This window comes from Klebsiella sp. G-Nf4 (assembly GCF_002810615.1).
In the GTDB taxonomy this organism is placed as follows: Bacteria; Pseudomonadota; Gammaproteobacteria; order Enterobacterales; family Enterobacteriaceae; genus Klebsiella; species Klebsiella variicola.
Window position 1 is genome coordinate 145354 of sequence record NZ_PION01000008.1, and the last position, 25568, is coordinate 170921.

At 51.9% G+C, this 25568-nt stretch carries 24 protein-coding genes, 1 tRNA gene and 1 pseudogene; 11 read left to right on the plus strand and 15 right to left on the minus strand.

Features of this window, described 5'->3' with window-relative positions:
• Window positions 1–21: 21 nt before the first annotated feature.
• A complete protein-coding gene (locus CWM57_RS17480) occupies window positions 22–450 on the minus strand; it encodes a GlcG/HbpS family heme-binding protein (RefSeq protein ID WP_074387546.1) in 429 nt (142 codons plus the stop codon).
• 414 nt (window positions 451–864) lie between these two features.
• On the opposite strand from CWM57_RS17480, the gene CWM57_RS17485 reads away from it, so the two are divergent.
• Genes CWM57_RS17485 through CWM57_RS17505 form a run of 5 tightly spaced genes read left to right on the plus strand, consistent with a single transcriptional unit; the run spans window position 865 to window position 6250 of the window.
• Complete coding sequence (locus CWM57_RS17485; protein ID WP_061153254.1) at window positions 865–2532, plus strand: propanediol/glycerol family dehydratase large subunit; 1668 nt, start codon at window positions 865–867, stop codon at window positions 2530–2532.
• A 12-nt stretch (window positions 2533–2544) separates the two neighbouring features.
• Window positions 2545–3129 (plus strand): propanediol/glycerol family dehydratase medium subunit, encoded by a 585-nt coding sequence (locus CWM57_RS17490; protein WP_074387547.1) that lies wholly within the window; start codon window positions 2545–2547, stop codon window positions 3127–3129.
• Window positions 3130–3131: 2 nt separating this feature from the next.
• Complete coding sequence (locus CWM57_RS17495; protein WP_023291057.1) at window positions 3132–3557, plus strand: glycerol dehydratase small subunit DhaB3; 426 nt, start codon at window positions 3132–3134, stop codon at window positions 3555–3557.
• Between the two features lie 12 nt (window positions 3558–3569).
• A complete protein-coding gene (locus tag CWM57_RS17500; RefSeq protein WP_100676270.1) occupies window positions 3570–5393 on the plus strand; it encodes a diol dehydratase reactivase subunit alpha in 1824 nt (607 codons plus the stop codon).
• 53 nt (window positions 5394–5446) lie between these two features.
• Window positions 5447–6250: an MIP/aquaporin family protein gene (locus CWM57_RS17505; protein ID WP_100631944.1), complete on the plus strand. Its 804-nt coding sequence runs from the start codon at window positions 5447–5449 to the stop codon at window positions 6248–6250.
• Between the two features lie 68 nt (window positions 6251–6318).
• Here CWM57_RS17505 and hdeB read toward each other — a convergent pair whose 3' ends face one another.
• Both hdeB and CWM57_RS17515 read right to left on the minus strand, forming a co-directional pair.
• Entirely contained in the window at window positions 6319–6624 is a 306-nt protein-coding gene (hdeB, locus tag CWM57_RS17510; protein ID WP_100631943.1) for an acid-activated periplasmic chaperone HdeB, read from the minus strand.
• Between the two features lie 26 nt (window positions 6625–6650).
• Window positions 6651–7226, minus strand: a complete 576-nt coding sequence (locus CWM57_RS17515) for an HdeD family acid-resistance protein (protein WP_061153259.1) — start codon at window positions 7224–7226, stop codon at window positions 6651–6653.
• 237 nt (window positions 7227–7463) lie between these two features.
• Between CWM57_RS17515 and CWM57_RS17520 the strand changes: the two genes are divergently transcribed.
• Window positions 7464–8126 carry a YfdX family protein gene (locus CWM57_RS17520; protein ID WP_165784224.1) on the plus strand — a complete coding sequence of 221 codons (663 nt, stop codon included), beginning with the start codon at window positions 7464–7466 and terminating at the stop codon, window positions 8124–8126.
• Between the two features lie 89 nt (window positions 8127–8215).
• Here CWM57_RS17520 and CWM57_RS17525 read toward each other — a convergent pair whose 3' ends face one another.
• Window positions 8216–11458 carry an ATP-binding protein gene (locus CWM57_RS17525; RefSeq protein ID WP_100676271.1) on the minus strand — a complete coding sequence of 1081 codons (3243 nt, stop codon included), beginning with the start codon at window positions 11456–11458 and terminating at the stop codon, window positions 8216–8218.
• Window positions 11459–11462: 4 nt separating this feature from the next.
• On the minus strand, window positions 11463–12077 hold the full coding sequence (gene evgA / locus CWM57_RS17530; protein ID WP_074387553.1) for an acid-sensing system DNA-binding response regulator EvgA: 615 nt from the start codon (window positions 12075–12077) through the stop codon (window positions 11463–11465).
• A 300-nt stretch (window positions 12078–12377) separates the two neighbouring features.
• On the opposite strand from evgA, the gene CWM57_RS17535 reads away from it, so the two are divergent.
• Window positions 12378–12743 carry an HdeA/HdeB family chaperone gene (locus CWM57_RS17535; RefSeq protein WP_165784219.1) on the plus strand — a complete coding sequence of 122 codons (366 nt, stop codon included), beginning with the start codon at window positions 12378–12380 and terminating at the stop codon, window positions 12741–12743.
• Between the two features lie 68 nt (window positions 12744–12811).
• Here the strand turns inward: CWM57_RS17535 and CWM57_RS17540 are convergent, their stop codons facing one another.
• Window positions 12812–13084 (minus strand): hypothetical protein, encoded by a 273-nt coding sequence (locus tag CWM57_RS17540; protein WP_032691249.1) that lies wholly within the window; start codon window positions 13082–13084, stop codon window positions 12812–12814.
• A gap of 270 nt (window positions 13085–13354) precedes the next feature.
• The gene (locus tag CWM57_RS17545; RefSeq protein ID WP_008806543.1) at window positions 13355–14200 is read right to left on the minus strand and encodes an MBL fold metallo-hydrolase; all 846 of its coding nucleotides are present in this window, start codon (window positions 14198–14200) and stop codon (window positions 13355–13357) included.
• Window positions 14201–14817: 617 nt separating this feature from the next.
• Between CWM57_RS17545 and CWM57_RS17550 the strand changes: the two are divergent.
• Window positions 14818–15041 (plus strand): annotated as a pseudogene (locus CWM57_RS17550) (IS3 family transposase); the annotation flags it as partial.
• Window positions 15042–15088: 47 nt separating this feature from the next.
• Here the strand turns inward: CWM57_RS17550 and CWM57_RS27200 are convergent.
• A complete protein-coding gene (locus CWM57_RS27200; RefSeq protein WP_133122281.1) occupies window positions 15089–15685 on the minus strand; it encodes a hypothetical protein in 597 nt (198 codons plus the stop codon).
• Between the two features lie 512 nt (window positions 15686–16197).
• Here CWM57_RS27200 and CWM57_RS17555 point away from each other — a divergent pair.
• Entirely contained in the window at window positions 16198–17055 is an 858-nt protein-coding gene (locus CWM57_RS17555) for a winged helix-turn-helix domain-containing protein (RefSeq protein ID WP_100631938.1), read from the plus strand.
• A complete protein-coding gene (locus tag CWM57_RS17560; RefSeq protein ID WP_100676272.1) occupies window positions 17048–17533 on the plus strand; it encodes a hypothetical protein in 486 nt (161 codons plus the stop codon). Before CWM57_RS17555 ends, CWM57_RS17560 begins: the two co-directional genes overlap by 8 nt.
• Here the strand turns inward: CWM57_RS17560 and CWM57_RS17565 are convergent.
• From CWM57_RS17565 to CWM57_RS17590, 6 genes are all read right to left on the minus strand, one after another.
• On the minus strand, window positions 17505–17981 hold the full coding sequence (locus CWM57_RS17565) for a GNAT family N-acetyltransferase (RefSeq protein WP_100631970.1): 477 nt from the start codon (window positions 17979–17981) through the stop codon (window positions 17505–17507). The two genes, CWM57_RS17560 and CWM57_RS17565, sit on opposite strands and share 29 nt — an antisense overlap.
• Window positions 17982–18140: 159 nt before the next feature.
• Window positions 18141–18875, minus strand: coding sequence for a molecular chaperone (locus CWM57_RS17570; RefSeq protein ID WP_100631936.1), 735 nt, complete (start codon window positions 18873–18875; stop codon window positions 18141–18143).
• 24 nt (window positions 18876–18899) lie between these two features.
• A complete protein-coding gene (locus CWM57_RS17575; RefSeq protein WP_100631935.1) occupies window positions 18900–19985 on the minus strand; it encodes a fimbrial protein in 1086 nt (361 codons plus the stop codon).
• 15 nt (window positions 19986–20000) lie between these two features.
• Window positions 20001–22544 carry a fimbria/pilus outer membrane usher protein gene (locus CWM57_RS17580; protein ID WP_100631934.1) on the minus strand — a complete coding sequence of 848 codons (2544 nt, stop codon included), beginning with the start codon at window positions 22542–22544 and terminating at the stop codon, window positions 20001–20003.
• A complete protein-coding gene (locus CWM57_RS17585) occupies window positions 22522–23268 on the minus strand; it encodes a molecular chaperone (protein WP_100676273.1) in 747 nt (248 codons plus the stop codon). The genes CWM57_RS17580 and CWM57_RS17585 overlap by 23 nt, the downstream gene beginning before the upstream one ends.
• A 49-nt stretch (window positions 23269–23317) precedes the next feature.
• Window positions 23318–23875: a fimbrial protein gene (locus CWM57_RS17590; RefSeq protein ID WP_100631932.1), complete on the minus strand. Its 558-nt coding sequence runs from the start codon at window positions 23873–23875 to the stop codon at window positions 23318–23320.
• Window positions 23876–24934: 1059 nt separating this feature from the next.
• On the opposite strand from CWM57_RS17590, the gene CWM57_RS28450 reads away from it, so the two are divergent.
• Complete coding sequence (locus tag CWM57_RS28450) at window positions 24935–25045, plus strand: phage head closure protein (protein ID WP_100676285.1); 111 nt, start codon at window positions 24935–24937, stop codon at window positions 25043–25045.
• A gap of 332 nt (window positions 25046–25377) precedes the next feature.
• On the opposite strand, the gene CWM57_RS17600 is transcribed toward CWM57_RS28450, so the two are convergent.
• Window positions 25378–25453: transfer RNA gene (locus CWM57_RS17600), tRNA-Ile, on the minus strand.
• Between the last annotated feature and the right edge of the window lie 115 nt (window positions 25454–25568).

The following is a 25568-nucleotide window of genomic DNA, read 5'->3' on the forward strand; positions in this document are numbered from 1 at the left end:
AATATACCTTCTCGCTTCAGGTTATAATGCGGAAAAACAATCCAGGGCGCACTGGGCTAATAATTGATCCTGCTCAACCGTACCGCCGCTAACGCCGACGGCGCCAATCACCTGCTCATTAAAAATAACGGGCAGGCCACCGCCAAAAATAATAATTCGCTGTTGGTTGGTTAGCTGAAGACCATACAGAGATTGTCCGGGCTGGACCGCTGGCGTAATTTCATGGGTACCTTGTTTGAGGCTGCAGGCGCTCCAGGCTTTATTCAGGGAAATATCGCAGCTGGAGACGAAGGCCTCGTCCATCCGCTGGATAAGCAGCGTATTACCTCCGCGGTCGACCACGGAAAATACCACAGGTACGTTGATCTCAGTGGCTTTTTGTTGCACCGCTGCCGCCATTTTCTGGGCGGCGGCCAGGGTGATTGTCTGAACTTGTTGGCTCTTTTCCATCATTCTCTCCCGCGCCAGGATAATGCTGTCGCGTATAGTCAGTAGGGGGCGATAGTAAAAAACTATCACCAGACGGTTGGCTTGCTTTATTTTTGTTAGCGTTATTTTGTCGCCCGCCATGATTTAGTCAATAGGTCTAAAACGGCTTCGGAAAAACGCGAGGGGAGGCTTTTTTCATTAATTGATTTATATCATTGCTGATGATCACATTTTTTATTTTTGCCGTGGGGATGGAGTTTCACAGTGAAACTGTTTGCCGATTTAACGTGCCAAATTGAAACGAAATTAATTTTATTTTTTTCAGCACTGGCTCATTTAAAGTTCCGCTATTGCCGGTAATGGCCGGGTGGGCGGTGACGCTGGCCCGGCGTGTTCGCTACCGCCTGCGGATTTCACCTTTTGAGCCCATGAACAATGAAAAGATCAAAACGATTTGCAGTACTGGCCCAGCGCCCTGTTAATCAGGACGGATTGATTGGCGAGTGGCCTGAAGAGGGGCTGATCGCGATGGAAAGCCCCTTTGACCCGGTCTCGTCGGTAAAAGTGGAAAACGGTCTGATCGTCGAGCTGGACGGCAAGCGCCGGGACCAGTTTGACATGATCGACCGGTTTATCGCCGATTACGCGATCAACGTTGAGCGCACGGAGCAGGCGATGCGCCTGGAGGCGCTGGAGATAGCCCGCATGCTGGTGGATATTCACGTCAGCCGGGAGGAGATCATTGCCATCACCACCGCCATCACGCCGGCCAAAGCGGTTGAAGTGATGGCGCAGATGAACGTGGTGGAGATGATGATGGCGCTGCAGAAGATGCGCGCTCGCCGGACCCCCTCCAACCAATGCCACGTCACCAATCTGAAGGATAATCCGGTGCAGATTGCCGCCGACGCCGCCGAGGCCGGGATCCGCGGCTTCTCCGAGCAGGAGACCACGGTCGGTATCGCGCGCTACGCGCCGTTTAACGCCCTGGCGCTGTTGGTCGGTTCGCAGTGCGGCCGCCCCGGTGTGTTGACGCAATGCTCGGTGGAAGAGGCCACCGAGCTGGAGCTGGGCATGCGTGGCTTAACCAGCTACGCCGAGACGGTATCGGTCTACGGTACCGAGGCGGTATTTACCGACGGCGATGATACGCCGTGGTCAAAGGCGTTCCTCGCCTCGGCCTACGCCTCCCGCGGGTTGAAAATGCGCTACACCTCCGGCACCGGCTCCGAAGCGCTGATGGGCTATTCGGAGAGCAAGTCGATGCTCTACCTCGAATCGCGCTGCATCTTCATTACCAAAGGCGCTGGGGTGCAGGGGCTGCAGAACGGGGCGGTGAGCTGCATCGGCATGACCGGCGCCGTGCCGTCGGGCATTCGGGCGGTGCTGGCGGAAAACCTGATCGCCTCCATGCTCGATCTCGAGGTGGCATCGGCCAACGACCAGACCTTCTCCCACTCGGATATCCGCCGCACCGCGCGCACCCTGATGCAGATGCTGCCGGGCACCGACTTTATTTTCTCCGGCTACAGCGCGGTGCCGAACTACGACAACATGTTCGCCGGCTCGAACTTCGATGCGGAAGATTTTGATGATTACAACATCCTGCAGCGTGACCTGATGGTCGATGGCGGTCTGCGTCCGGTGACCGAGGCGGAAACCATCGCCATTCGTCAGAAAGCGGCGCGGGCGATCCAGGCGGTTTTCCGCGAGCTGGGGCTGCCGCCGATCGCCGACGAGGAGGTGGAGGCCGCCACCTACGCGCACGGCAGCAACGAGATGCCGCCGCGTAACGTGGTGGAGGATCTGAGCGCGGTGGAAGAGATGATGAAGCGCAACATCACCGGCCTCGATATTGTCGGCGCGTTGAGCCGCAGCGGCTTTGAGGATATCGCCAGCAATATTCTCAATATGCTGCGCCAGCGGGTCACCGGCGATTACCTGCAGACCTCGGCCATTCTCGATCGGCAGTTCGAGGTGGTGAGCGCGGTCAACGACATCAATGACTATCAGGGGCCGGGCACCGGCTATCGCATCTCCGCCGAACGCTGGGCGGAGATCAAAAATATTCCGGGCGTGATTCAGCCCGACACCATTGAATAAGGCGGTATTCCTGTGCAACAGACAACCCAAAATCAGCCCTCTTTTACCCTGAAGACCCGCGAGGGCGAGGCGGCTTCTGCCGATGAGCGCGCCGATGAAGTGGTGATTGGTGTCGGCCCTGCCTTCGATAAACACCAGCATCACACCCTGATCGATATGCCCCATGGCGCGATCCTCAAAGAGCTGATTGCCGGTGTGGAAGAAGAGGGGCTTCACGCCCGGGTGGTGCGCATTCTGCGCACGTCCGACGTCTCCTTTATGGCCTGGGATGCGGCGAACCTGAGCGGCTCGGGGATCGGCATTGGTATCCAGTCGAAGGGGACCACGGTCATCCATCAGCGCGATCTGCTGCCGCTCAGCAACCTGGAGCTGTTCTCCCAGGCGCCGCTGCTGACGCTGGAGACCTACCGGCAGATTGGCAAAAACGCCGCGCGCTATGCGCGTAAAGAGTCACCTTCGCCGGTGCCGGTAGTGAACGACCAGATGGTGCGGCCGAAATTTATGGCCAAAGCCGCCCTGTTTCATATCAAAGAGACCAAACATGTGGTGCAGGACGCCGAGCCCGTCACCCTGCACGTCGACTTAGTAAGGGAGTGACCATGAGCGAGAAAACCATGCGCGTGCAGGATTATCCGTTAGCGACCCGCTGCCCGGAGCATATCCTGACGCCTACCGGCAAACCATTGACCGACATCACCCTCGAGAAAGTGCTCTCTGGCGAGGTGGGCCCGCAGGATGTGCGGATCTCCCGCCAGACCCTTGAGTACCAGGCGCAGATTGCCGAGCAGATGCAGCGCCATGCGGTGGCGCGCAATTTCCGCCGCGCGGCGGAGCTTATTGCCATTCCTGACGAGCGCATTCTGGCTATCTATAACGCGCTGCGCCCGTTCCGCTCCTCGCAGGCGGAGCTGCTGGCGATCGCCGACGAGCTGGAGCACACCTGGCATGCGACGGTGAATGCCGCCTTTGTCCGGGAGGCGGCGGAAGTGTATCAGCAGCGACATAAGCTGCGTAAAGGAAGCTAAGCGGAGGTCAGCATGCCGTTAATAGCCGGGATTGATATCGGCAATGCCACCACCGAGGTGGCGCTGGCGTCCGACGACCTGCAGTCGAGGGCGTTTGTTGCCAGCGGGATCGTCGCGACGACGGGCATGAAAGGGACGCGGGACAATATCGCCGGGACCCTCGCCGCGCTGGAGCAGGCCCTGGCGAAGACGCGGTGGTCAATGGCCGATGTGGCTCGCATTTACCTTAATGAAGCCGCGCCGGTGATTGGCGATGTGGCCATGGAGACCATCACCGAGACCATTATCACCGAGTCGACCATGATCGGTCATAACCCGCAAACCCCGGGCGGGGTGGGCGTTGGCGTGGGGACGACCATCGCCCTCGGGCGGCTGGCGACGCTGTCGGCGGCGCAGTATGCCGAGGGGTGGATCGTACTGATTGACGACGCCGTCGATTTCCTTGACGCCGTGTGGTTGCTCAATGAGGCACTTGACCGGGGGATCAACGTCGTGGCGGCGATCCTCAAAAAGGACGACGGCGTGCTGGTGAACAACCGCCTGCGTAAAACCCTGCCGGTGGTGGATGAAGTGACGCTGCTGGAGCAGGTCCCCGAGGGGGTGATGGCGGCGGTGGAAGTGGCTGCGCCGGGCCAGGTGGTGCGGATCCTGTCGAATCCCTACGGGATCGCCACCTTCTTCGGGCTAAGTCCGGAAGAGACCCAGGCCATCGTCCCCATCGCCCGCGCCCTGATTGGCAACCGTTCAGCGGTGGTGCTCAAGACCCCGCAGGGCGATGTGCAGTCGCGGGTGATCCCGGCGGGCAACCTCTACATTAGCGGTGAAAAGCGCCGCGGAGAGGCCGATGTCGCCGAGGGCGCGGAAGCGATCATGCAGGCGATGAGCGCCTGCGCTCCGGTACGCGACATCCGCGGCGAACCGGGCACCCATGCCGGCGGTATGCTCGAGCGGGTTCGCAAAGTGATGGCGTCCCTGACCGGCCATGAGATGAGCGCGATATATATTCAGGATCTGCTGGCGGTGGATACGTTTATTCCGCGCAAGGTGCAGGGCGGGATGGCTGGCGAGTTCGCCATGGAGAATGCCGTCGGGATGGCGGCGATGGTGAAATCGGATCGTCTGCAGATGCAGGTTATCGCCCGCGAACTGAGCGCCCGACTGCAGACGGAGGTGGTCGTGGGCGGCGTGGAGGCCAACATGGCCATCGCCGGGGCGTTAACCACTCCCGGCTGTGCGGCGCCGCTGGCGATCCTCGACCTTGGCGCCGGTTCGACGGATGCGGCGATCGTCAACGCGGAGGGGCAGATAACGGCGGTGCATCTCGCCGGGGCGGGGAATATGGTCAGCCTGCTGATTAAAACCGAGCTGGGCCTCGAGGATCTTTCGCTGGCGGAAGCGATAAAAAAATACCCGCTGGCCAAAGTGGAAAGTCTGTTCAGTATCCGCCACGAGAATGGCGCGGTGGAGTTCTTTCGGCAAGCCCTTAGCCCGGCGGTGTTCGCCAAAGTGGTGTACATCAAGGAGGGCGAACTGGTGCCGATCGATAACGCCAGTCCGCTGGAAAAAATTCGTCTCGTGCGCCGCCAGGCGAAAGAGAAAGTCTTTGTCACCAACTGCCTGCGCGCGCTGCGCCAGGTTTCACCCGGCGGTTCCATTCGCGATATCGCCTTTGTGGTGCTGGTGGGCGGTTCATCGCTGGACTTTGAGATCCCGCAGCTTATCACGGAAGCCCTGTCGCATTATGGCGTAGTCGCCGGGCAGGGCAATATTCGGGGAACAGAAGGGCCGCGCAATGCGGTCGCCACCGGGCTGGTACTGGCCGGTCAGGCGAATTAAACGGGCGCTCGCGCCAGCCTCTCTCTTTAACGTGCTATTTCAGGATGCCGATAATGAACCAGACTTCTACCTTAACCGGGCAGTGCGTGGCCGAGTTTCTTGGCACCGGACTGCTCATCTTCTTCGGCGCGGGCTGTGTCGCTGCGCTGCGGGTCGCCGGGGCCAGCTTTGGTCAGTGGGAGATCAGTATTATCTGGGGCCTTGGCGTCGCCATGGCCATCTACCTGACGGCCGGCGTCTCTGGCGCGCACCTTAATCCGGCGGTGACCATTGCCCTGTGGCTGTTCGCCTGTTTTGAACGCCGCAAGGTACTGCCGTTTATTGTCGCGCAGACGGCCGGGGCTTTCTGCGCCGCCGCGCTGGTGTATGGGCTCTATCGTCAGCTGTTTCTCGATCTTGAACAGAGTCAGCATATCGTTCGCGGCACTGCCGCCAGCCTTAACCTGGCCGGGGTCTTTTCCACGTACCCGCATGCGCATATCACCTTTACACAGGCGTTTGTCGTGGAGACCACCATTACGGCTATCCTGATGGCGATGATCATGGCCCTGACCGACGACGGCAACGGAATTCCGCGCGGGCCGCTGGCGCCGTTGCTGATTGGCTTACTGATCGCTGTGATCGGCGCGTCGATGGGACCGCTAACCGGCTTTGCGCTGAATCCGGCGCGCGATTTCGGCCCTAAACTGTTTACCGGTCTGGCCGGGTGGGGCTCGATCGCCTTTACCGGCGGGCTGGCGATCCCCTACTTTCTGGTGCCGCTGCTGGCGCCGGTGGTGGGGGCGATTATGGGGGCGTTTTTATACCGCAAGCTTATCGGCCACCATCTGCCGTGCGAATGCGGTATCGATAAGTGAGACGGGGCCTGCCGCGTCACGGCGGGTAACGAGGTTAACTTTCCCCGGCGGGACGCCGGGGAGCAGGATTATTTTTTGATGGCCGCGCTGAGGTCGCCGAGTTTAGCGGCGGGGTTCTTGTGGCACTGCTGCAACATTTTTGGCACCGAGACGGTCTCGACTTCATGCCAGTCGACATAGTCGCCGCCGCTGAAGTCGGTGTTGCGATTCACGACCCAGAAGGCCACGGGGGTCATGCTTTTCGGGTTCATATCCATAAATTCCTGACAGGTCATATTCTGCGGTGTGGTTTCCTGAACCGCAAACGCCGGGCTGGTCATCAGACAGAATGTGGTGGCCGCCGCGGTCAACACGAGTGCTTTAGGTAAATTCATTTTCTTCTCCAGTGATAAAATACGGCTTAAGCCTGAGCATGCTTCATCTTATTGCGCAGGACCAGAAAGCCGATGGCGCTAAATATCATTTCAACGCCGATAAAAGCGGTGATAAATAACCAGCTTTGCTGCGGGTTCATTGCCAGCCACAGGCAGGCGATAATTAAATCCAGCAAACCGATAAAAATATTCCAGCCAGCGCCGCTTTGTTTTCGGGTTTTACATCCGCTGACGATGCGGGAAATACCGCCGAGAACAAATAAAAAGCCGAATAAGAAGGCCAGACTGCTCATGCCATTGAGGGGATTGACGACAAAGCTCAGGCCGAGCACGATCCAGGCAATGGCGAAGATCAGCGCCACCAGGCGCGATTTCCAGTGCTGCTGACGGAAGACAATCAAGCTGTACAGCGAATAGAAACCACAGATCATCAACAACATGCCGGTGACGACGGCGAGATACCAACCAGCGACCAACGGCCAGGCCAGGCAACAAGCCCCGCAGATAAACAGCAGGGCGGCCATCATGCCGGCATGCCGTTTATATCGTAAGAAGACGCGTGGGCTAAACGCATTTAAGGTGTAATGGCTAAACATAAACATAATTGCTCCGCAGATCCCAGTTGGCGGCCTGGCGCTGAAATAAATGTATGGTTTATTCAGCGGGCCAAAATAAATGTCTAATGAAAATAGTAGGCCGCGCTATCGCCTGGCGTAAATAAGAGCGCCGAGGTCACTTTATACGCCTTGTCTGACAGCTGTCAGACAAGGCCCGCAATATCGCTTCCGGGCTCTGATTCTCAATAACCACGATATTTTTTAAGCTGGCTGCGTTTGGTGATGCTTACCGATTTTAATCAGGAGTCAACAATGAAAAAAGTTATTCTGGCGAGCCTGCTGGCAACCATGATGAGTACCTCTCCGGTGTGGGCGGCAGACAGCGCGACGGCAGCGCCAGCCACGGCGGCCACGGCACAGGTTCAGAAAGAAGCTGCCGATGTGCTGCAGGTGGCGGTGCAGGGCGCGAACGCAATGCGCGACGTCCAGTTTGCCCGTCTGGCGCTGTTCCACGGCCAGCCGGATAGCGCCAAAAAACTGACAGACGACGCCGCCGCGCTGCTGGCCGCCGATGACGCCAGCTGGGCAAAGTTCGTGAAAACTGACGCCACAGCAAAAATGATCGCCGATCGCTATGTGGTGATCAACGCGACCGTCGCCCTGTCTGAAGACTACGTGGCCACGCCGGAAAAAGAGAGTGCCATTAAATCTGCCAACGAAAAGCTGGCGAAAGGTGACCAGAAAGGGGCTATCGATACCCTGCGCCTGGCCGGCATTGGCGTGATCGAGAACCAGTATCTGATGCCGCTCAACCAGACCCGCAAAGCGGTGGCGCAGGCGCAAAAACTGCTGAAAGCCGGGAAGTATTACGAAGCGAATCTGGTGCTGAAAGGCGCTGAAGAGGGCATTGTGGTGGATAGCGAGATGCTGGTGGCAGGTAACTGATCCTCGTTCCACCCTGAGAGAGCGCAGAGGAAGAAACTGACAAGGATGTCCCCTTAACGCTCGGGCAGCGGACTGCCCGAGCGGAACGGCTAGCGGCCGATCAGGGCGTTGATTTCGCCGTCGATCTCGCGCATGACGCCGGTGATGTGCTGTACCACCTCCAGACAGCTTTCCGGCGTCAGCGAATCAGGTCGCTTAGCCTCAAAAGGGGCGCACAGTTGCTGTAGCGCAGTAATCCCCAGAATTTGTGCTGAACCGTGCAGACGGTGCAGCGCCCGCAGAAAGATCTGCGGTTCATGCCGGACGATAGCCTGTCCGGCGGCCTGCAAATCTGTGGCCGACGCATCGCGGAACGTCTCCAGCATTTCAGTCATCAGCGCCTGGTCTCCCCCGGTATTTTCGGTCAGCACGCTGAGCTTCAGGTGCCGGGTGACGTTAGGAGATGCGCGGCCCTCCGCTAAACGGCTGAGCTCATGGCTCAGCGTCTGAACCGACACCGGCTTAAACAGACACATATTCATCCCGCTGGTCAGACATGCCTCACGCGACTGCGGGAGTGCGCTGGCGGTCACGCCCCAAATGACCAGGCCCGGATAGCGACGGCGTAACGAGGCCGCCAGCGCCAGACCATCTTTCTTCGGCATATTGAGGTCCGTTATCAGCAAATCGTAATGTTTGCTGGCGAGCTTATTCTCCGCCTCTTCACCGTCGCAGGCTTCATCGACGCTATAGCCGATGGTGCTGAGCTGGCGTTTAAGTAGCAACCGGTTGGTGGGATGGTCGTCCGCTATCAAAATCGCCAGCCCGGGCAGGGCCTGCGGCCTGGCGGGCAAGGCCTGCGGCGCATGAATCGCGCAGCGACTCGCCTTGACCGGCAGAGTGAGGGTGAAAGTTGTCCCTACACCCGGGCGACTGACCATCTCCAGCCGACCCTGCATCAGCGCAACCAGCTCTTTGCAAATGACCAACCCCAGTCCGGAGCCGGTCTGCTGGCGCCCCTGGCGTGCCTGAGCATAGCGGTGGAAGAGGGTAGCCTGCTCTGCTTCACTGATCCCGCAGCCGCTGTCGCTGACGGTGAGGGTCAGCTCCCCCTGCGTCTCATCCGCTTGCACCAGCCGGCAGCTGACCTGAATCGCGCCCTCGACGGTGAACTTCAGCGCATTGCCGATGAGATTATTGAGGATTTGCCGTAGCGCCTGCGGGTCGAGCCACAGCATGGTCCCTTCCTGCAGCGCGTTATGGTGGTGCAGAACGATGCCCTTTTGCTGCGCCAGCGCGCCGAAGGTGTGGCACTGCTGCGACACTAACTGTGCGACATCGCTCCACTGCGGGGTGACCTGGTATTTTCCCGATTCAATCTTGTCGATATCAAGAATATTGCCGATAAGCCCCAGCAGGGTTTGCGCCGTTGACCCCGCCAGCTCGATCGCTTCTTTACGCTGGCCGATGTTCAGCTCCGGGTTCGCCAGCAGTTCCAGAAAGCCGACAATGGCGCTCACCGGCGTGCGCAGCTCGTGGCTCATGCTGGCCAGAAAGCGGCTCTTCGCTTTTGTCGCCTGAATCGCTTTATCTTTCTCGTGCTCCAGCGCCCGGGAGAGCGCCTCCTTCTGCGCCAGTTCTTCTTCCAGCCGCTGTTGGGAGTCTTTGCGTTTGCGCACTTCCCGGCACAGGGAGAGTCCCCAGCCGAGGCTGATGGCGATCAGCACCAGCGCAAAGGCGATCAACTGGTAAAACTGTCGGCTGTACTGGCTCCAGTTCTCAATTTGCTGGCTGGATATTTTCGACCACTTCTCGGTCATCTGCAGAATATCCCGTGGTGGAATCGCCTGCAGCGCTTTGCCAAGAATGGCGGCCAGCACCGGTTCATCGCGCGGGATGGCCAGCCGAATGGCGGCGACCGGGAGTCCGTCGATGCGGGTGTAGTGCAGGCCCTGCGGATAGTAGTGATCGATCATATAGCGGGCGGAGAGTTCCGAGGCCACGGCGGCATCCACCTCGCCTTCCTCCACCATCTTCATGGCGATACCAACGTTATCTGTCTCTACCCAGTTGACCTGTGGAAAGCGCGCTTTCAGGTCGTGGGCGGCAATCGGCCCCACCGGCAGGGCGATCCGCGCCGATCGCGTCAGCAGATGCGGGTCGGGCGCGCTGCCGCGAGCGACCAGCACAAAGGCCACGTTAATGAGCGGATCGCTGAGGGTGACGTAGGCCTGCGGCTGCGAATTGAGGGCGGCGGCGGGCATGATCGCCCAGTCCTCTTTTTCCATGCGCTTTGCCAGATCGTGGCGATTGCGCACCAGGATGGGTTCAAACTGTAGTCCGGTCTGCAGTGAGAAAATATTCAGCATATCGGCCATGATGCCGCGTAGCTCATCTTCGTCATCCACCAGGGTAAAGGGCGGAAAGTAGGGGTTGACCAGCAGGCGGACGCGACGATGCTTCTGCAGCCAGCGCTGCTCCTCGGCGCTAAAGGGGAGGGGGGTATTGAGAAACGACAGATCGCCGCGGTTGAGCCAGTTTTGCATGATCCGCATCGCGGTATCGCTGTCGATGGCATGAATGAAACGATCGAGGATCTGGTGTAACTCCGGCCGATCGTCGCGGGTGACGAAGCTGTTGTGTTGTTCCTGCTGACGAAAATAGTGCGCAATGACCAACGATTGCGAGAAATACTTCGAGATACAGTGGCCAGTAGTGATGTTGTTGCCAATGAAATACTGATTTTCACCGCTGACCACCGAGGCAAGCGCCTGGTAGTCGCTATCGTAAAGGGTGATTTTGGCGTTGGGAAACGCCTGCTGAATAATATCGAAAAAGGCGCATTCGCGGGTGCAGGCCAGCGTAACGCGGCGGTCAGTGGTCAGCGGCGGCAGGGGGGATTTCAGCGAGGTAACCAGCGCCGGCCAGGTTTTAATCAGCGGCGCGGTTCGCTCCAGGCCCGCGGTGAGCGCATCCCGGTGCGCCACCTGAGTGAGCAAGGTATCGACCTGCCGATCGTCCAGGGCGGCCAGCGCCTGCTGCTCGGTGTCATACTGGCGGATAATCACCTTCAGTCCGAGGCTGCGCTTCATCAGCGCCAGATAGTCGGCGTTAATCCCCTGATAGCTTTCCTCATCGCCGTCATAGACGATGGGCGTCATCTCGGGAAGCCAGGTGCCGATGGTCAACGTCGGTTGTCCGGCAAGCCAGGCTTTCTCCTTAACGCTAAGCGGGATATCGATCGCCGCGATATGAGAATGGCTCTTCAGCTCCAGCTGTTTCATGGCATACGCGGCAGGAGAGAGGCTCAGCGTCAGCCCGACAACGACGGATAAAATAAGACGAACCACCATGCCATCACCCTATTTTATTGCGTTGCGCAAAGTCATAAAGCTCAAGCAGGGAGCTGCAGCCTAATTTATCCATCAGACGGACCTTATAGGTACTTACCGTTTTATTGCTGATATTCATTTTGCTGCCGATGGTGGTGTAGTCGACGCCACAGAGGATATAGCGGAAGACCTTCATCTCCTGCGTTGACAGCGTATCCAGCCGGTCCTGATCGGTGATGCCGTGTGTGCAGAAGCGCTCCAGTGAAAAAGGGAAATAGCTGTAGCCATTATTGGCCGCGTCGATCGCGGCGAGAATATTATTCATTCCCTCTTTTTTACTCACAAAACCATTGGCCCCGCAGTCGGCGCTGCGTTTGCCGTAGAACCGTTCATTCTTTGCGGAAATGACGATGATTTTTCCCTGGTAGCGGCGTTTGCGCAGCTGCTCCAGAACGTCGATGCCGCTGAGCTCGGGAATATCGACGTCGACGATTAGCAGGTCAGGCTGCATGCTTTCTGCGGTCTGCACCGCATGAGCGCCGCTGTCGAGTTCTGCCGCGACGGTAATGCCGTTAGTGTCGAGAAGGTTGCGAATGGCAATACGTGCCAATGGATGATCGTCAATGATTATCGCATTCATGGGGGCGTAAATCCTGATATAAAAAAGAATAGCGATGCCTGGTGCAGGTGCGGCGGGGATTATTTTTATAGGTGCCGGAATAAGGCGCAATTGTAACACAAATCGTTTTCGGCCGGGAAAATATTGTCGATGAGTGCTTGTTGAATATATTTGCATATCTGGATGACAGTTGTAGGAACAGGCGTTCACTGACTTCAGCGCTGTCTGCTGTTAAAAAAAATGCAAACGATTAATCTGCTCTTTTTAAGGTGAGTTGCCGGGAATTCTCTCCGGTGACAGCTGGCAGGTAAAATAATAACAATGGCAAAAGAAAAGCACACTCTCTGGCGAAAATGGGTTTGGAAACGTCTGATGGCAGGAATCATCGTATTGGCAATGAGTAGCGCGGCGGTGGGAAAGGAGGTAGCGCCCGACGTGGTGCAGACCCGCGATATGATGCGCTGTCAGGATTATCTGCAGCTGGACCCGCGCACCTGGACGCCGATGGTGATCTGGTTGATGAACGATCCTTTTTCACTGCAGCCGCCGGAGTGGACCGACTTTCATGAAGCTGAGCTGGTGTTGACGCCGATCCTCACCGAAATCTGCCGCCAGGAACCAGATGCGTGGCTGACTTCGCTGCGTGAACGGCTCAACTCTTACCAGCAGGTGCGGTCGCTGAATTAAGCGACCGCGGTAAAGCGGCAGAAAAAGTGACTAAGTGTGCAGTCAGCGGCCTTCTCCTGCGCAAAGACTCAGCAGCGGCCCGCTTTTTTCGACAGGGCGTCGCAGGTTTTGCTCGCTGGCGTCGGGTTGCTGCCGGCGCAGATAGCATCCGAGACAGTGCTGCCGCCGCCCAGTGGGATCAGTCCGTAAAGTTTCGGCTCGGCGGCTTTCGTCACATAGCAACGATGGCTGGTTTTGCCGATAGTGGCCACAAAGTTGGTTTTCACATCCTGCTGCTTCGCATCGGAAATTGTCACCTGCGAAGCATCGACATTAAAAGCAAAGGCGGCCGCCTCTTTCATTTCACTTTCCGTCGCCATTGGCGGTTTAGCTACGCAACCCATTAATAACAGTGCCAGACAGGTACTGATTGATATATCCCGTATTTTCATCATTTCATCCTTTTTGTGAGTCAACGGGTTATATATAAGAGGGGCGAGAGGGGAGTATTGATTTTGATCAGCTGGCGCAGGCTATGGTTATTTTTCAGATATTGACCTGAATTTTAACGAGCCTGGTTGCTGCCGCTGCTGCCGTTTGCTCTCCTGCGTGCCGGCTACCTTCTTTTGCATTCATTTCCCGGCGGCAGAAAAATCTAGTTTTAGCCCAACGCCGACCTCGTTGATTTTGATAAAACGCGCCAGGCTAATCTTAGCCGCAAGATCGGTACAATGGCATGGATAGAGGGAATCTGGGGATAATGCTTTAAGATAATCCCCTGTCTGCGTGAGGCGATCTTCATCGGCATTTTGCAGATGGAATCCGCCAATGACCGACACAATGTGATTCTCTCCGGTAACCTGTTTGGCATATTCGATAATGTTAGCTATTCCCGCGTGAGAACAGCCTGTGACTACCACCAGTCCCTCTTCTGTCTTTATTGCCAACGCAGAATCATCCATAACGTAATCATCAGTGATTTCGCCGTTATCATCCACCGTTTGGCCTACCGGTGTCAGCATCTCGAATTTATTGTCCCTTGGTATTTGACCAAGAAAGATGATGTTTTCAGTGAGTGGATAAGGTTTTTTGCTGCAAATTTTATCGAAGAAGAGATCATTTTGATCGAATCTGTAGTTGATCCCTATAGATTTTGCATCAAAATACTTTGGGTTTAATGCATCTGGATGGCAAACTAAGTTTATCTTTCTCTCAGGCGTGAAATTTAGGCGATCATAATGTTGGGTTAAATGATTGAGGCCCCAGGTATGATCGTTATGCCCATGCGATAAAACGATACTATCGATGGTGGTTAAATCAATTTGCAACGTTTGCGCATTCTGCAAAAAAACATCCGAATATCCGGTATCGAAAAGGATTTTTTGTCCATCATGCTCAATCAGATAGGATACACCAGGCTCACCGACAAGATACCTGTCAATTAATGTATTATTATCAACCAGAACCGTTAATTGCATCAGCAAATCCTCGATGTTGCGCCAACAATATGAAAAGGAAACTCTTTCTATTATGGACCGGTGTTATGCCACATTCATTGCGGATAAGCAATTCACCAACATTTGGCTTGCAGGTTAATGCTGACTAGCCACCTGCAGGAAAAAGAATGCGCATCGCAAAAAAATTCGCAAAGCCCGCTTCTTGCTTGAGTTAGCTATTAATACAGGCGCTGCAATTATCATGTCAATGAAGACGGTGGCAGGGCAATCGCTGTCTTTCATCCCTGACAACTTAACCAGTCTATGAGTATACCGGCATTGCGCCACGCCCTCGTGGTCGACCGAATGAACGCGACCGTCAAGTCGGCCCGTCCGACATCAACGATCCTGAGGGCAGCAGGGATGGAAATGCGCAATTGCCCGCATCGCTGACCTGACTTGAGAAACGTCGTATCCAGTAGCATTGCTAATATTGATATATCTTATTTCTATTTGTTATTACTGAATCATTGACAGCATTTGGTTGAACTGATTCAGCCTTGGTGTGAAAGATGAAATTTATAAAAAAAATCATGTAGTTAAAATTTAAAGGTTTGTAATCAGCTCGCAAGGTAGAAAGATCGTCTGGATTTTATCCGCTATCATCAAACTGCCAGGAAGGCAGTATGAGTCGTCGTGGTAACTGTCACGATAAAGCAGTTACAGACAGTTTTTTCCCGCTACAGAAACGCGGTAAGTCGCTCTCAGTGATGTTTTTGATGACTTCAAAATGTTTTATAAGAGTAAGCACCGGCATGGTTCGCGCGCTCAGATATCACCAGCAGAATATGAAAACCAATATCATCACTGGTCCGAAAATGTCGGGATTATCCGTGATGGTTATACTGTGTCGGGTATTTTTCTGTTATCTTATCGACTTTTCCTAATATTATTACAGCGTAGGTTGATAAGATTCATTTCAAGTATATCTCGACAGAGAAGCAATCCATCTATTTTAGCCGTAGTAAGACCTAGTTTGCGGATAGTATCATTTTTGATAGTGTAGACCATCTTTTTACTTATGCCTAATTTCGTTGAAAGCTCATGCGTACTGACTCCTGAAGATAGCATTTTTATTATTTTGTACGATTTTTTCCAACCGTTTTTATAGCTGTAGTTTGAGGTTGAGTTAAGTGATGAAAACAAAAAATCAAGAGTTGAGCATTGTGGTGAAATAAGCATTGAATTGTTATTTGTATCATTTTCGTTGAGCTTTAATGGTGTCAATATTATCACGCTAAGATCGTGTGAAGCTGCCAGTCTTAATACTCTACGGCGTTTTCGGAAACAGTGTATATATATTATTATTTTTTGTAGCGGGGTCTTTAATATTTCATCTCGAGTGTGTTTCCAGCTATTTACATTAATGTTATTACTTATGATAAACCCTTCTTTGATTACTGCTTTCAACGCTGCGCTAGCTCCTAATAAGAAAAAAATGTCATCTGAAATGATATGATAGATCATTAAAACCCCTTTGTTTATTTGTTGGAAGCTGTTCGCGTTTGTTTTACATTCAAATTAAATGCTTTATTAATAATGTAAGCATCAAATAGAGGTTTAATTTGTATGCCTTTATGCATCTGGATTCACAATCGCTCAATTAGCTGATGATTAAAATTTCTTTCGGTGCACGAAAATAAAATCTGGTAATGACATAGCGCCATGCTGGGAGGGTTTGATGTCTCATCACACTGGCTTATGAGATGCAGAGTAAGGTCATTTTCCTAAATGGTGAATTTTTTTTGTTAAAACATAAGTAAAACTTGTTATTTAACAACTGGTTATGATGATAAGTAAAACTAAGGTTTTGCTTATACTCAGAAAGTTGTGTGTTAGTCAGACTGCGAACTATTGGGAAGTATTTTTTTAAAATAAAGCGTTAATTACGTTAACGCAGCTCGTTTAAAACATCCGGAGTTATGCTAATGTATTGATATGTTTTGTATTAAAAGTACTTTCATTTTGTTGAGGGGCGTATGGATAAATATATTATTGATAATGAGATTGTTTTCTCCCCTCAGGAGAAACAGCTGTTATCTTTAAAGAATTCATCAACATTTACTATGCATAGCGCCAGCTCCAGTTGTTTGACACTTTTACTTGAGAAACATGGCGAGGTGGTAACCCAGCCTGAACTCATGGTGGCGGGTTGGGGGACGAATGCTATGCGTACCGTATCCAATGCAGCTTACTATCAATGTTTTGTTAATTTGCGTAAGGTTTTCAGGGAATTAGGTTATCAGAAGGAAATACTCACCACGGTCAGAGGGAAGGGAATTCGTGTCAATAAGTATGTTAGAATAAAAAAAGTTGTTGAGGATGGGGCTACCATTTCGCCACTTCGTCAACAGGATATTTCCAAACCAGAACAACCGGTTAAGCATAATTTACGCCGTGCAGAACTTTCCCCGGCTTTTCTGACCTCAGAGGCTGCATTTCTGCCCGCTCGAGAGGCGCAACCGGAGACCGCTAGCGAACCGGTTGTGGTAAAAAAAATATTTTCTCAACGTATAGTCTATCTGCTACTGTTACTTGGTGGCCTGCTATCTATTGCTTTCTTTATATGGACGATTATCAATAAAGAGAACGAGTTTACCATCGATGGCTATCGTAATTTTGCCAAGGAGCCATCCTGTGTTTATTTTAACGACCGAAACGATAATAATGATTTTGTTGTTGGTTTTTTACAACGTCACGGATACAATTGCAGTGCCGGGAAAAAATATTTTGTTTCCTATTTTTCGACTTCACCACGGTTGACTATTTTTATCTGTGGTCCTCAAGCTACCCTCAAATGTGATTCTGTAACCTACATTGTGGATAAAAATGACTAGATCTGTTTTTTCTGCTATATGCATGCTCCTGATGTTTCTTCCATCGGGTGTCTATGCTAATGATGATGTCACTTGTGAAGTTAATCATAGTTTGTATCACGATGATCTTGTGATTAAGGCATTCTACCGGTTTATCCTATCTAAAGGAACTGGGGTGATATTAATAAATGGAAAGGTTAATAATGACAAGGCTGCATATATCATCAGCCGAGAGGTCCGTTTTACTTATAATAAAAAAAGCGCCACTGATTATTTTTTGATAAATGATATCATCCACAAAAATCCGCTGGACAATGTTCCAGATTTCTTGCTCATGAAGCATTATCCCTCATTCTTTGTCGAAAATGGTAACTCTTTAACCTTTCGGATTAAACGAGAGAACAAAAGTGACTTTATTATGAGCTTTGTCAATGCACCTTTTTTTATTGTAATGGCAGCAGCATCAAACGCTAATTATCGGTATGGTATGGCACCATGAAAAAATCTTCATCCCAGCATGCCTGGAGCTTTTTTTTCATAAATATACGGCAAGCGCCATCAGGTAAACAGTCAATTTTTCCAAATTCCTCCCAGCCGCTTTTCTTGTAGAAACCTGGAGCGTGGATATTCATGGTGTACAGAAATCCGGCAACACACCCTCGTTTTCGGCCTTCATCTTCGAATCGTTGTAATAACCCTTTCCCAATCCCCATTGATCTGAGTTCTGGTGGTAGATAAACAAAATCTATGAACAGTAAGCCCAGGGAAGAACGTCCGAGTATTCCCCCAAGAACCTTCCCACTATTTGTCTCGCGGATAACCACAGATAGAGGCTTTCTGTCACTAATATTGGTAATTTGATCGGTGAAATTTTTCAAACCGTTTTCAATTGATATCAGGTCCTCCAGGGCAATATTTTCTGACACATCTATCCTGAATCCTTCCATTCGTTCCATTCCTTCCTCCTGATTATTGGTTTTTGTCCGTTTTCTATCAAAGGGAGTGCCAAAAAGACTTCACCTATACCGCCCTCCTGAGTCGCACATGAGTCAAGTTCCAAAGGACAGCCCTCAGCATGGTGTTTATCTCGTGGCTTCTGATTTCTTTTACTGCCCTAAGTGATTGCGCTCCATGCCATAATCGTCAATCCAGGTAAATGATTTCAGCTGTGTCCTGAGGGTTGCCGACTGCGGGAGCATAATACTCAGCGACGAAAATGGCTGGAGCAGTCCGTCGGCCGGCAGGTTGCCGATCTCATCCCCGTTATCGAGGACAATTTTTAGCAGGGTATAGTGCAGTGGTGAGAGGTTACTCATCTTAAGGCATATTTTTCCATCGCAGCGTGTTGTTGTTGAGACGATCTTCTTAACGTTCTTTTCGGGGGTTATGTTTGCCAGTGCCGCGGGGCGGTAAAAAAGTTTGATGCGCGTGCGGAAAGCCATCTGCAGCAGAATTTTTTCCCCTTTTCCGGCCCCAGCGGCCTCAGGCGGGATTTCCAGCGCGTTAAGCCAGAATAACGATTCGCGATCGGTCGGCAACGTGCTGCGATCGCCAGCCAGCTGTAGGCGCACGATGCGGGAATCATGTCCGTTGAGGCGGAAAACCGGCGGCTGGATAAGAAATGGCATTCTGATGATTTCCGGACGATCCAGATAGTTGTCCCGGTCGGTCCACAACTGCATAAGGACCGCACTGTTCCCCTCATTCATAATGCTAAACGTTACCTCGCGATCCTGCTCGCTGACCACCAGGCGGGTGAAGTTAATATAGGTTTCAGCCGTTACCGGGGCGGTTAAAAAAATTACCAGAAAAAGTGAAGCCAATTTTGTAATGAAGGCCATGACGTACGCTCCCGGTGGCGATATTTATCTGTAGCGAACGGTAAAGACTACCGCCCCGTTGATACTGCCTGATGTAACGTTATTTTCCGTCTGGTAAAGGCCCGCGCGCAGCGGTACCGAGTAGTTGGCATTACTTTTGGTGGTATCATAATCGTCCAGGAGATACTCAGTATTGAACGACAGGGGTATATCCTGGTCGTTCAGCAACTGAATGCCCACCCCGCTGGCGGTAGAGGCGCTGCTCAGGGCAAAGACCCCCTGCGTATTATCAATAATCGACGAATTTGGGGTAAACAAATAGCTGATGCTGGCTAAGCCGGCAGGACACTTTTTAAAGTCCAGGTTAAAGTCGGTCCGCGAAGTGGTATAGCCGATGCCGGTAAAGCCAGCCCGGCTCGCAGGGGGGAGATCGACGGTAACATTGGGGGTAGTGCAGGTTCCACCGGTGGTTGAAATTACCAGCCCGCCGGAGCGGAACTGGGCGATCATATAGGTGCCGCTACCGAAGGAGGTATTGCCCTGATAGCTTTGGTAATGACGCATATAAACTGGGTCAAAAATGTTGAGACTTCCCGCCGTTAACGACGTTGAGGTCTTGACAAAACGTACCTGAACATCGACGCCAACATTCCATGAACTGCCGCTGTCGCTGGCATTGAATAGCTGCGCGGGCGTCTGGTAAATGCCGTTTTTGGCGGTCAACGGGTACCAGTCGCTGACCTGGCCCTTTACCGTATAACGCCATCGTGCGACGTAACCCAGGCCGGCCTTTACCGCAGTGTTGTAAATCGTGTAGGTCTGGCCATCGATCTGGGCAGTACTCCAGATGGTATAGGGCGGATATGCCTGTACCGCAACAGGGATATCCGAGTCTTGATAGGCGGTGCGATGGTTGCAGGTCCACGCCGTGGGATTCGACGAGGTGAACCAACTGCCGAGTAAATCGCCCACCTCCGCATCTTTGCCCACCTGAACAGTAGCGGAGTCAAAGTACTGATAATAGCCGTTGGTTCTGGTGCAATCGACCCAGCTTCCGTCTGCCCGGGCGAAACCACATAAGCCGCTGAAAGCGAGCAGGTACGGGGCTATAATACGCAAAATGCTTTTCATTATTCACATCTCCTGTTACTGGCAAACTGCGTTAAGCTGCGGCAGCTCACCGGCAGGCGTTGATTTTCCGCTCGGCAGGCGGTAGCTAAATGAGCAGCGTTGGTTTCCTCCACTCCCCCAACGTACGTGAAGCTGTCCGTTCTCATTTTTCACCCGTACAAACGCCTGCCCTCCCTGGGTGACATATCCGACGGTATTGTTAGCTTCATCAAGAACGGATGCACCAAACGGCAGTTCAGTAGACGGGTGTCTGAGTGTCAGAAGCGCAGAGTGGCCGACATCGGTTTTATACTTCATTAAGACCACCGCTCCCGCCGTGGGGACGCTATTCAGGCTGGTAACTTCCAGTGAAATATCGTTTGATAAGCCTTTCGGATCGAGCCCAATGGTATTTTGTCGGTACGGCGTTAAATACGGCACAGCCGCCTTACCCGAGCTGTTTAGCCGCAGGCTGTTGTTATTGGTAATTTTGGCTCCTGCAGCGTGATCTGCTTCAATTACGGCCATGGTGTCGCCCATCACCGGCGTCAGCGCCACGCCGCTCTGCCATGCCACACCGCCGCCGGATAGACTCACCCCGTACTGCTGATAGCCCTTTCCTGCGGACATGCTGCCGCCAATGTTGCTCCACGGCGAGGTCCAGTTGCCGCTCAGACCGCCGGTTGTTCGGGTCCCAACATCCTTGTAACGGTCTACGCTACCAAAGGCGCTATAGCTGTACTGGCGGTTGTCGCCAGCGGTTCCTGCAAGCGAGTTCTGTATGCCCCGATGATCGCGTTCCTGAATGTAGGTGGAGTTGAGATAGGCCGAACGGCCGCTGTCGCCGAGCGGCAGCGAAATGCCGATCGCAATCTTATTATCCCACTTGTCCTTCATCAGGTCCCAGGTACGGCTACCGTTAATGTTGAGGTTAAAACGCTTGAATACATTGGTGTAGCCGAACTGGTATTCCGTATCGCGGCCACTGCGGTTCCAGTAGTCCTGGCTACTGATGCTGATATTAAAGCTGCCCCACGAATCGTCGATATCTTGCGTGGCACTCAACTGAACGCGGTTTTTGCGGTTAGCGGTATCGTTGAACCAGCTGCTGTCGCGTAACTGCCCGGCGCGCAGCCTCATGGCGTCGTCAATACCGTAATAGCCCGAACTAGAATAGCGGTAGCTGGCGAGAGTTACGTTGGTATTCACCACCGGCAGTATTTTGGCAAAAGAGAAGCGTAAGCTTTGCCCTTCACGCTTGATATCGTCGCGCAACGTGCTGCGGGCGTGGGTGATATCCGTCGAAATTGCGCCAGCAGAGGTATTCAGGGCAACGCCACCTGCGACCGATTGATAGTTCTCGCCGCCCAGGATGCCGGTGTAGCCGGTAATCAGGTTGCTGAAGCCGTGGCGCAGCGTGCCCTGCATGATGTCCGGTTTTTCATCCACGGAGGCATTATGGTAGCGTCCACCCATTAAGGTATAGCGGGTGGTGCCTGGGCGCAAAAGTTCTGCAATAGAGGCGTAGGTAACGGTAAAGCGACGCTCGCTGCCGTCCGCTTCTTTAATCGTTACCAGCAGGTCCCCCCCGACCCCTGTCGGATACAGGTCGTCCAGCGTAAATGGCCCCGGCGGCACGGTTGTTTCATAGATACGTGTGCCCCGCTGGCTCACCTGGATCAGCGCATTGGTGTTGGCAATACCGTTGACCACCGGCGCAAATCCGCGCTGAGAATCCATATACATCCGATCGTCTGACGACAGCATCACGCCGCGAAAGCCCACGCTATCAAACACATTCCCGTCGGTGGAGGATTCGCCGATCACCAGCCTGCTACGCAGTGGAATAATCGCACGCTCAAGGTAAGTATTGGTATTGTCGTACTGCCAGCCCTGGCCTTTGTTCCAGTTAAACGAGCCACGGTAGCGCAGACGCCAGGCGTCCCAGTTGATGCCGCCGCGTAGCCCCAGGTACTGTGTTTCCAGCGAGTCGCCGCCGGACATGCTGGAATGGTAGGCGTTATAATCATACTGCAGCGTCGCGGCGGGAATACCGTGATCCCATAGCTCAGGGCTGACGTAGCCCCGGGCATGGCGAAGTAGATAAATCTGTGGCGCCTGAATGTTAATTCGCTGAGTACCAATATCATATTCGGCGCTCAGATCGGGGACGATATCTTTAGCGCGGAGGCAAGCGTTAGCCGATTGTAGCTTTTGTAATATTTCGCTGGTTAACTTATCAATGTTCATACCCAGCATGGAAACCAAATTAATATTAAAACACGGCTTAGCAACGATTGGGTTCTCTTCGTCATAGGTAAAATTAACGTCCGTACGGCCTTTCCATTTATCATTAACATAAATATCAACCGTATGAGTCCCGCTGGCTATGGGATTACCTTGGGAATATGCGCCAACGTCAATAGCTGAACGCATAAATGCACTATTAAAAACAACTTCTTCATTTTCTTTTGCTGATGCCGCTTGAGATAAGGCAATGGATAATATAACCAGTTGTGCAATACGTGATAAACGAACTGAAGAAGTTTTCTTGTTATTATTTTGGCAATTCCTGCTCATTTTTGGTTTCCCCTCCGTAATCATTAATTACACTATAGAAAAGTGTGAGGCCTTTCAGGCTTTCAGCTCTTTTTGCTGTCAGCGGGAGACTCATTTCACCCTGAGGTGCCAGCATGCGTTGCGGAAAATTATCAACGGTGGCGACAACCGCAGCATGTTTTGATTTACGGAGCTCGATGCTGCTGAATGTAACAAAATAGGGGGATTTATTTTTTACATTTAACGTATTGCCGTGCAACGTAAATTTAAGGTTCTTATAAGCCTCCAGAGGAGTTTGCTGAAGGTTGGTTGGACGGTAGAACAATTTAATTCGCGTTCGAAAGGCAAGCTGTAAAAGGTTAGTGCCACTCTCCACTAAACTAGTGGGTTTTGGCGGAACCTCGAGCATATTGAACCAGTACAGCGTTTCCCGGTCCTGGGGCAGGGCGGCATTAGTGAACATGATCCTCACCGCCTGACCTTTTGTGGGGTCGATGCGTACCACTGGAGGATTAATAATAAAAGGAACCTTTACTTCACCGGGTTTAGCTTTAGGATTCCCATCATCAATCCACAGTTGTAACAAATACGGATTCTTACCATTGTTTTTTAACTGGACAACAGCTTCTTTATCTTTTGAATTAAAGATGATGCGTGTTCCGTTAATTGCTACGTCCGCTACAGCGCTTGAGGGAATAATACTCGAGGCTATGAGGATGCAACCGGAGAGTAAATATTTAAACATCAAAAAACCTCATTATTATTGGGAGCAGGCAATCCTGCTCCCTGATTTGTTACTCGTAAACCATGGTGTAATCGACCTGGGTCGTCACGGTACCGGCATTTGCTGCGCCGGTTGCGTAGTACTGAGCGAAGTAGTTTAAGGTGCCGCTACCGCCAGAAATATCAACCGGAACATCGTTTTGACCATTGGCCACGGAAGCGCCGGCGACGATCGGGTTACGCGCAGAGTTCAGCAGCTGAACCTGTACATTGCTTGCCGCATCCGCTACACCAGAATCAATATTCAGACGGCCGCTCTGGCTATCAACATAGGCGCCTGGTTCAAAATAGGTGCTGGCCGTAGCAAGAGCGGTACCGGAGCAGCCGCCCAAAGAGATATTGAACGGCGTTGCACCGGCAGTTGCGCCCGCAGCGGCCAGCGTAGAAGCTGAAACCGTTGGTAAGGTTATGGTTGCACTATTCGTTCCGCCATTAACGGAAATAGTACACGTTGTGTCGGTAATCTTGCCGTTAATAGTGATGGTGCCGTCAGCTGCAATTGCTGAAGTTGCTGCTGCAGAAGAGAGGATCAGCATCAGCGCTGAAAGAGTGTGTTTAGAGTTACGCATAATTTTAATTCCTTTATTTGTATTGGTATAATCAGAAACATAACAATGCTATCGAGGTTATTTTTAATAAATAACTCATGTTTTATTAGCATAGAACGTCGATAGCATCATTTTTCATTAGCAATTGGAAGTGCTTGTTAATGAATGACAACGATGCTCTTGCAATTATTTCAGTATTTGTATGAAATCCCTGGTGGCACATTTTAGATTGGTATGACTCTGTGTGTTATCGCTCCGTTTTAAATTTTCTGGTGGTTGATGGGGGCCAAATAGATAAAATTACATGTTTGTAAATTATGCCTCCATGGTAAACATGAGATTTTGGCACCTATCTATTGGCTGTTTTTTATTTTTATACAGCCAGGGTTCAGCTGCATGTTTAATTTTTAACGTATATAGATGCCCATTTACAATAGTTTAAAGCAATCAAAATCGATGTATTGATTTTTGTTTCCTATTGATGTGGGCTAGTTCTCAAATCTTAGTAAACACAATTTAGTAACACATTGAGAGGGTGTTAAAAAATATTATTTAAAATTATGTTGTTATGATTTGTGACGCAGGGTGTTTTATCAGGGAGGGAGATATGCTGGTGTGTTTATTAATCACTTGAGGTTTGCATTATTCTGGTTTTTTATTTTGTTTTAATTTATTAGTCTTGTGTTTTTAATTGTCCTGGCATTTTTTTATGGTGTTATTGGTTGGTTGTGGTGCTTATGGTGAATTATATGTATTAAAAATGTTAAAACCCATTTATTTTCCAAAACGACATTTTGATAAATGAGAATGTTGCCGACCCCTTAAAGGGGAAAATTCTTATTTATTAACATGTGTTATTTTGAAAAGGCAGTTACCAGATTAGCTCCTCTATTTTTGGTTACTTCATAAGGGTTATCTGATTGGCCTGCTACTGTCTGTTTTCGACCCGCAGTATGACCGACCGTTATAAGTATCAACTGCCGGAGGTAAAGTATCCTGGCTACCACGTTGTCCGGTTGATTTAGTTTCTGTCACTGACGTCACGGTGAGTGGCGCAATGTTGTCATCGTTTGAGGAGAGATAGACAGCGTTAGCAGGCAGGAGCTTGTTGCCGCCCTGGCTGAACAGTCAGAAATGACAATCAGAATCTGGATTCGCTATCGCAAAAGCGTCACACCCATAACAGACTGACCTATACAGAAAAAGGAATACCTGCACCCATCATTCGAAATGAAAGCGGTTCTGCCTGATGCATATCGTATTGCTCAGTTCAATTAGGGCTGGTCCCCGAAAAGCGCAAAAGAGCTGGCAGACCTGGCCGTGAAGAGAGATAAGAGTATTAAGGATCCGGGGAGGCTGAGCGATAAAATTATTTCTGAAATAAAGACTATGCGAGTGGTTGTTGTTTTGACTATGGCCATGCAGAGGCTGCAGTGGTTTATCTGATCATACTTCTGCGCGATATCGTGTTGTTATCCTGGAAAAGACAAAGGGCCTGCGATTGCTCGCAGACCCTTGATTTTTGGTGGCCCCTGTTGGGTTTGAACCAACGACCAAGCGATTATGAGTCGCCTGCTCTAACCACTGAGCTAAGGGGCCGTGGCGAGGGATTATAAAGTAACTGACGGTTGCAATCCAGCGTAAAGCGCGCAGCTGCTGTTTTTATAAACAATGCATTTTCAATCCTTTATAATCATGTTTTAGCCATACAGCC

Excerpts from the sequence above, each read along its gene's own strand:
- CWM57_RS17575 (WP_100631935.1), bottom strand. The coding sequence starts at position 19,985 with ATGAAAAGCATTTTGCGTATTATAGCCCCGTACCTGCTCGCTTTCAGC.
- CWM57_RS17525 (WP_100676271.1), bottom strand. The coding sequence starts at position 11,458 with ATGGTGGTTCGTCTTATTTTATCCGTCGTTGTCGGGCTGACGCTGAGC.
- CWM57_RS17540 (WP_032691249.1), bottom strand. The coding sequence starts at position 13,084 with ATGAAAGAGGCGGCCGCCTTTGCTTTTAATGTCGATGCTTCGCAGGTG.
- CWM57_RS17585 (WP_100676273.1), bottom strand. The coding sequence starts at position 23,268 with ATGTTTAAATATTTACTCTCCGGTTGCATCCTCATAGCCTCGAGTATT.
- CWM57_RS17545 (WP_008806543.1), bottom strand. The coding sequence starts at position 14,200 with ATGCAATTAACGGTTCTGGTTGATAATAATACATTAATTGACAGGTAT.
- CWM57_RS17580 (WP_100631934.1), bottom strand. The coding sequence starts at position 22,544 with ATGAGCAGGAATTGCCAAAATAATAACAAGAAAACTTCTTCAGTTCGT.
- CWM57_RS17560 (WP_100676272.1), top strand. The coding sequence starts at position 17,048 with ATGACTAGATCTGTTTTTTCTGCTATATGCATGCTCCTGATGTTTCTT.
- evgA (WP_074387553.1), bottom strand. The coding sequence starts at position 12,077 with ATGAATGCGATAATCATTGACGATCATCCATTGGCACGTATTGCCATT.
- CWM57_RS17495 (WP_023291057.1), top strand. The coding sequence starts at position 3,132 with ATGAGCGAGAAAACCATGCGCGTGCAGGATTATCCGTTAGCGACCCGC.
- CWM57_RS17590 (WP_100631932.1), bottom strand. The coding sequence starts at position 23,875 with ATGCGTAACTCTAAACACACTCTTTCAGCGCTGATGCTGATCCTCTCT.
- CWM57_RS17505 (WP_100631944.1), top strand. The coding sequence starts at position 5,447 with ATGAACCAGACTTCTACCTTAACCGGGCAGTGCGTGGCCGAGTTTCTT.
- CWM57_RS17565 (WP_100631970.1), bottom strand. The coding sequence starts at position 17,981 with ATGGAAGGATTCAGGATAGATGTGTCAGAAAATATTGCCCTGGAGGAC.
- CWM57_RS17555 (WP_100631938.1), top strand. The coding sequence starts at position 16,198 with ATGGATAAATATATTATTGATAATGAGATTGTTTTCTCCCCTCAGGAG.
- CWM57_RS17480 (WP_074387546.1), bottom strand. The coding sequence starts at position 450 with ATGGAAAAGAGCCAACAAGTTCAGACAATCACCCTGGCCGCCGCCCAG.
- CWM57_RS17485 (WP_061153254.1), top strand. The coding sequence starts at position 865 with ATGAAAAGATCAAAACGATTTGCAGTACTGGCCCAGCGCCCTGTTAAT.
- CWM57_RS27200 (WP_133122281.1), bottom strand. The coding sequence starts at position 15,685 with ATGATCTATCATATCATTTCAGATGACATTTTTTTCTTATTAGGAGCT.
- hdeB (WP_100631943.1), bottom strand. The coding sequence starts at position 6,624 with ATGAATTTACCTAAAGCACTCGTGTTGACCGCGGCGGCCACCACATTC.
- CWM57_RS17535 (WP_165784219.1), top strand. The coding sequence starts at position 12,378 with ATGGCAAAAGAAAAGCACACTCTCTGGCGAAAATGGGTTTGGAAACGT.
- CWM57_RS17570 (WP_100631936.1), bottom strand. The coding sequence starts at position 18,875 with ATGGCCTTCATTACAAAATTGGCTTCACTTTTTCTGGTAATTTTTTTA.
- CWM57_RS17515 (WP_061153259.1), bottom strand. The coding sequence starts at position 7,226 with ATGTTTATGTTTAGCCATTACACCTTAAATGCGTTTAGCCCACGCGTC.
- CWM57_RS17520 (WP_165784224.1), top strand. The coding sequence starts at position 7,464 with ATGCTTACCGATTTTAATCAGGAGTCAACAATGAAAAAAGTTATTCTG.
- CWM57_RS17500 (WP_100676270.1), top strand. The coding sequence starts at position 3,570 with ATGCCGTTAATAGCCGGGATTGATATCGGCAATGCCACCACCGAGGTG.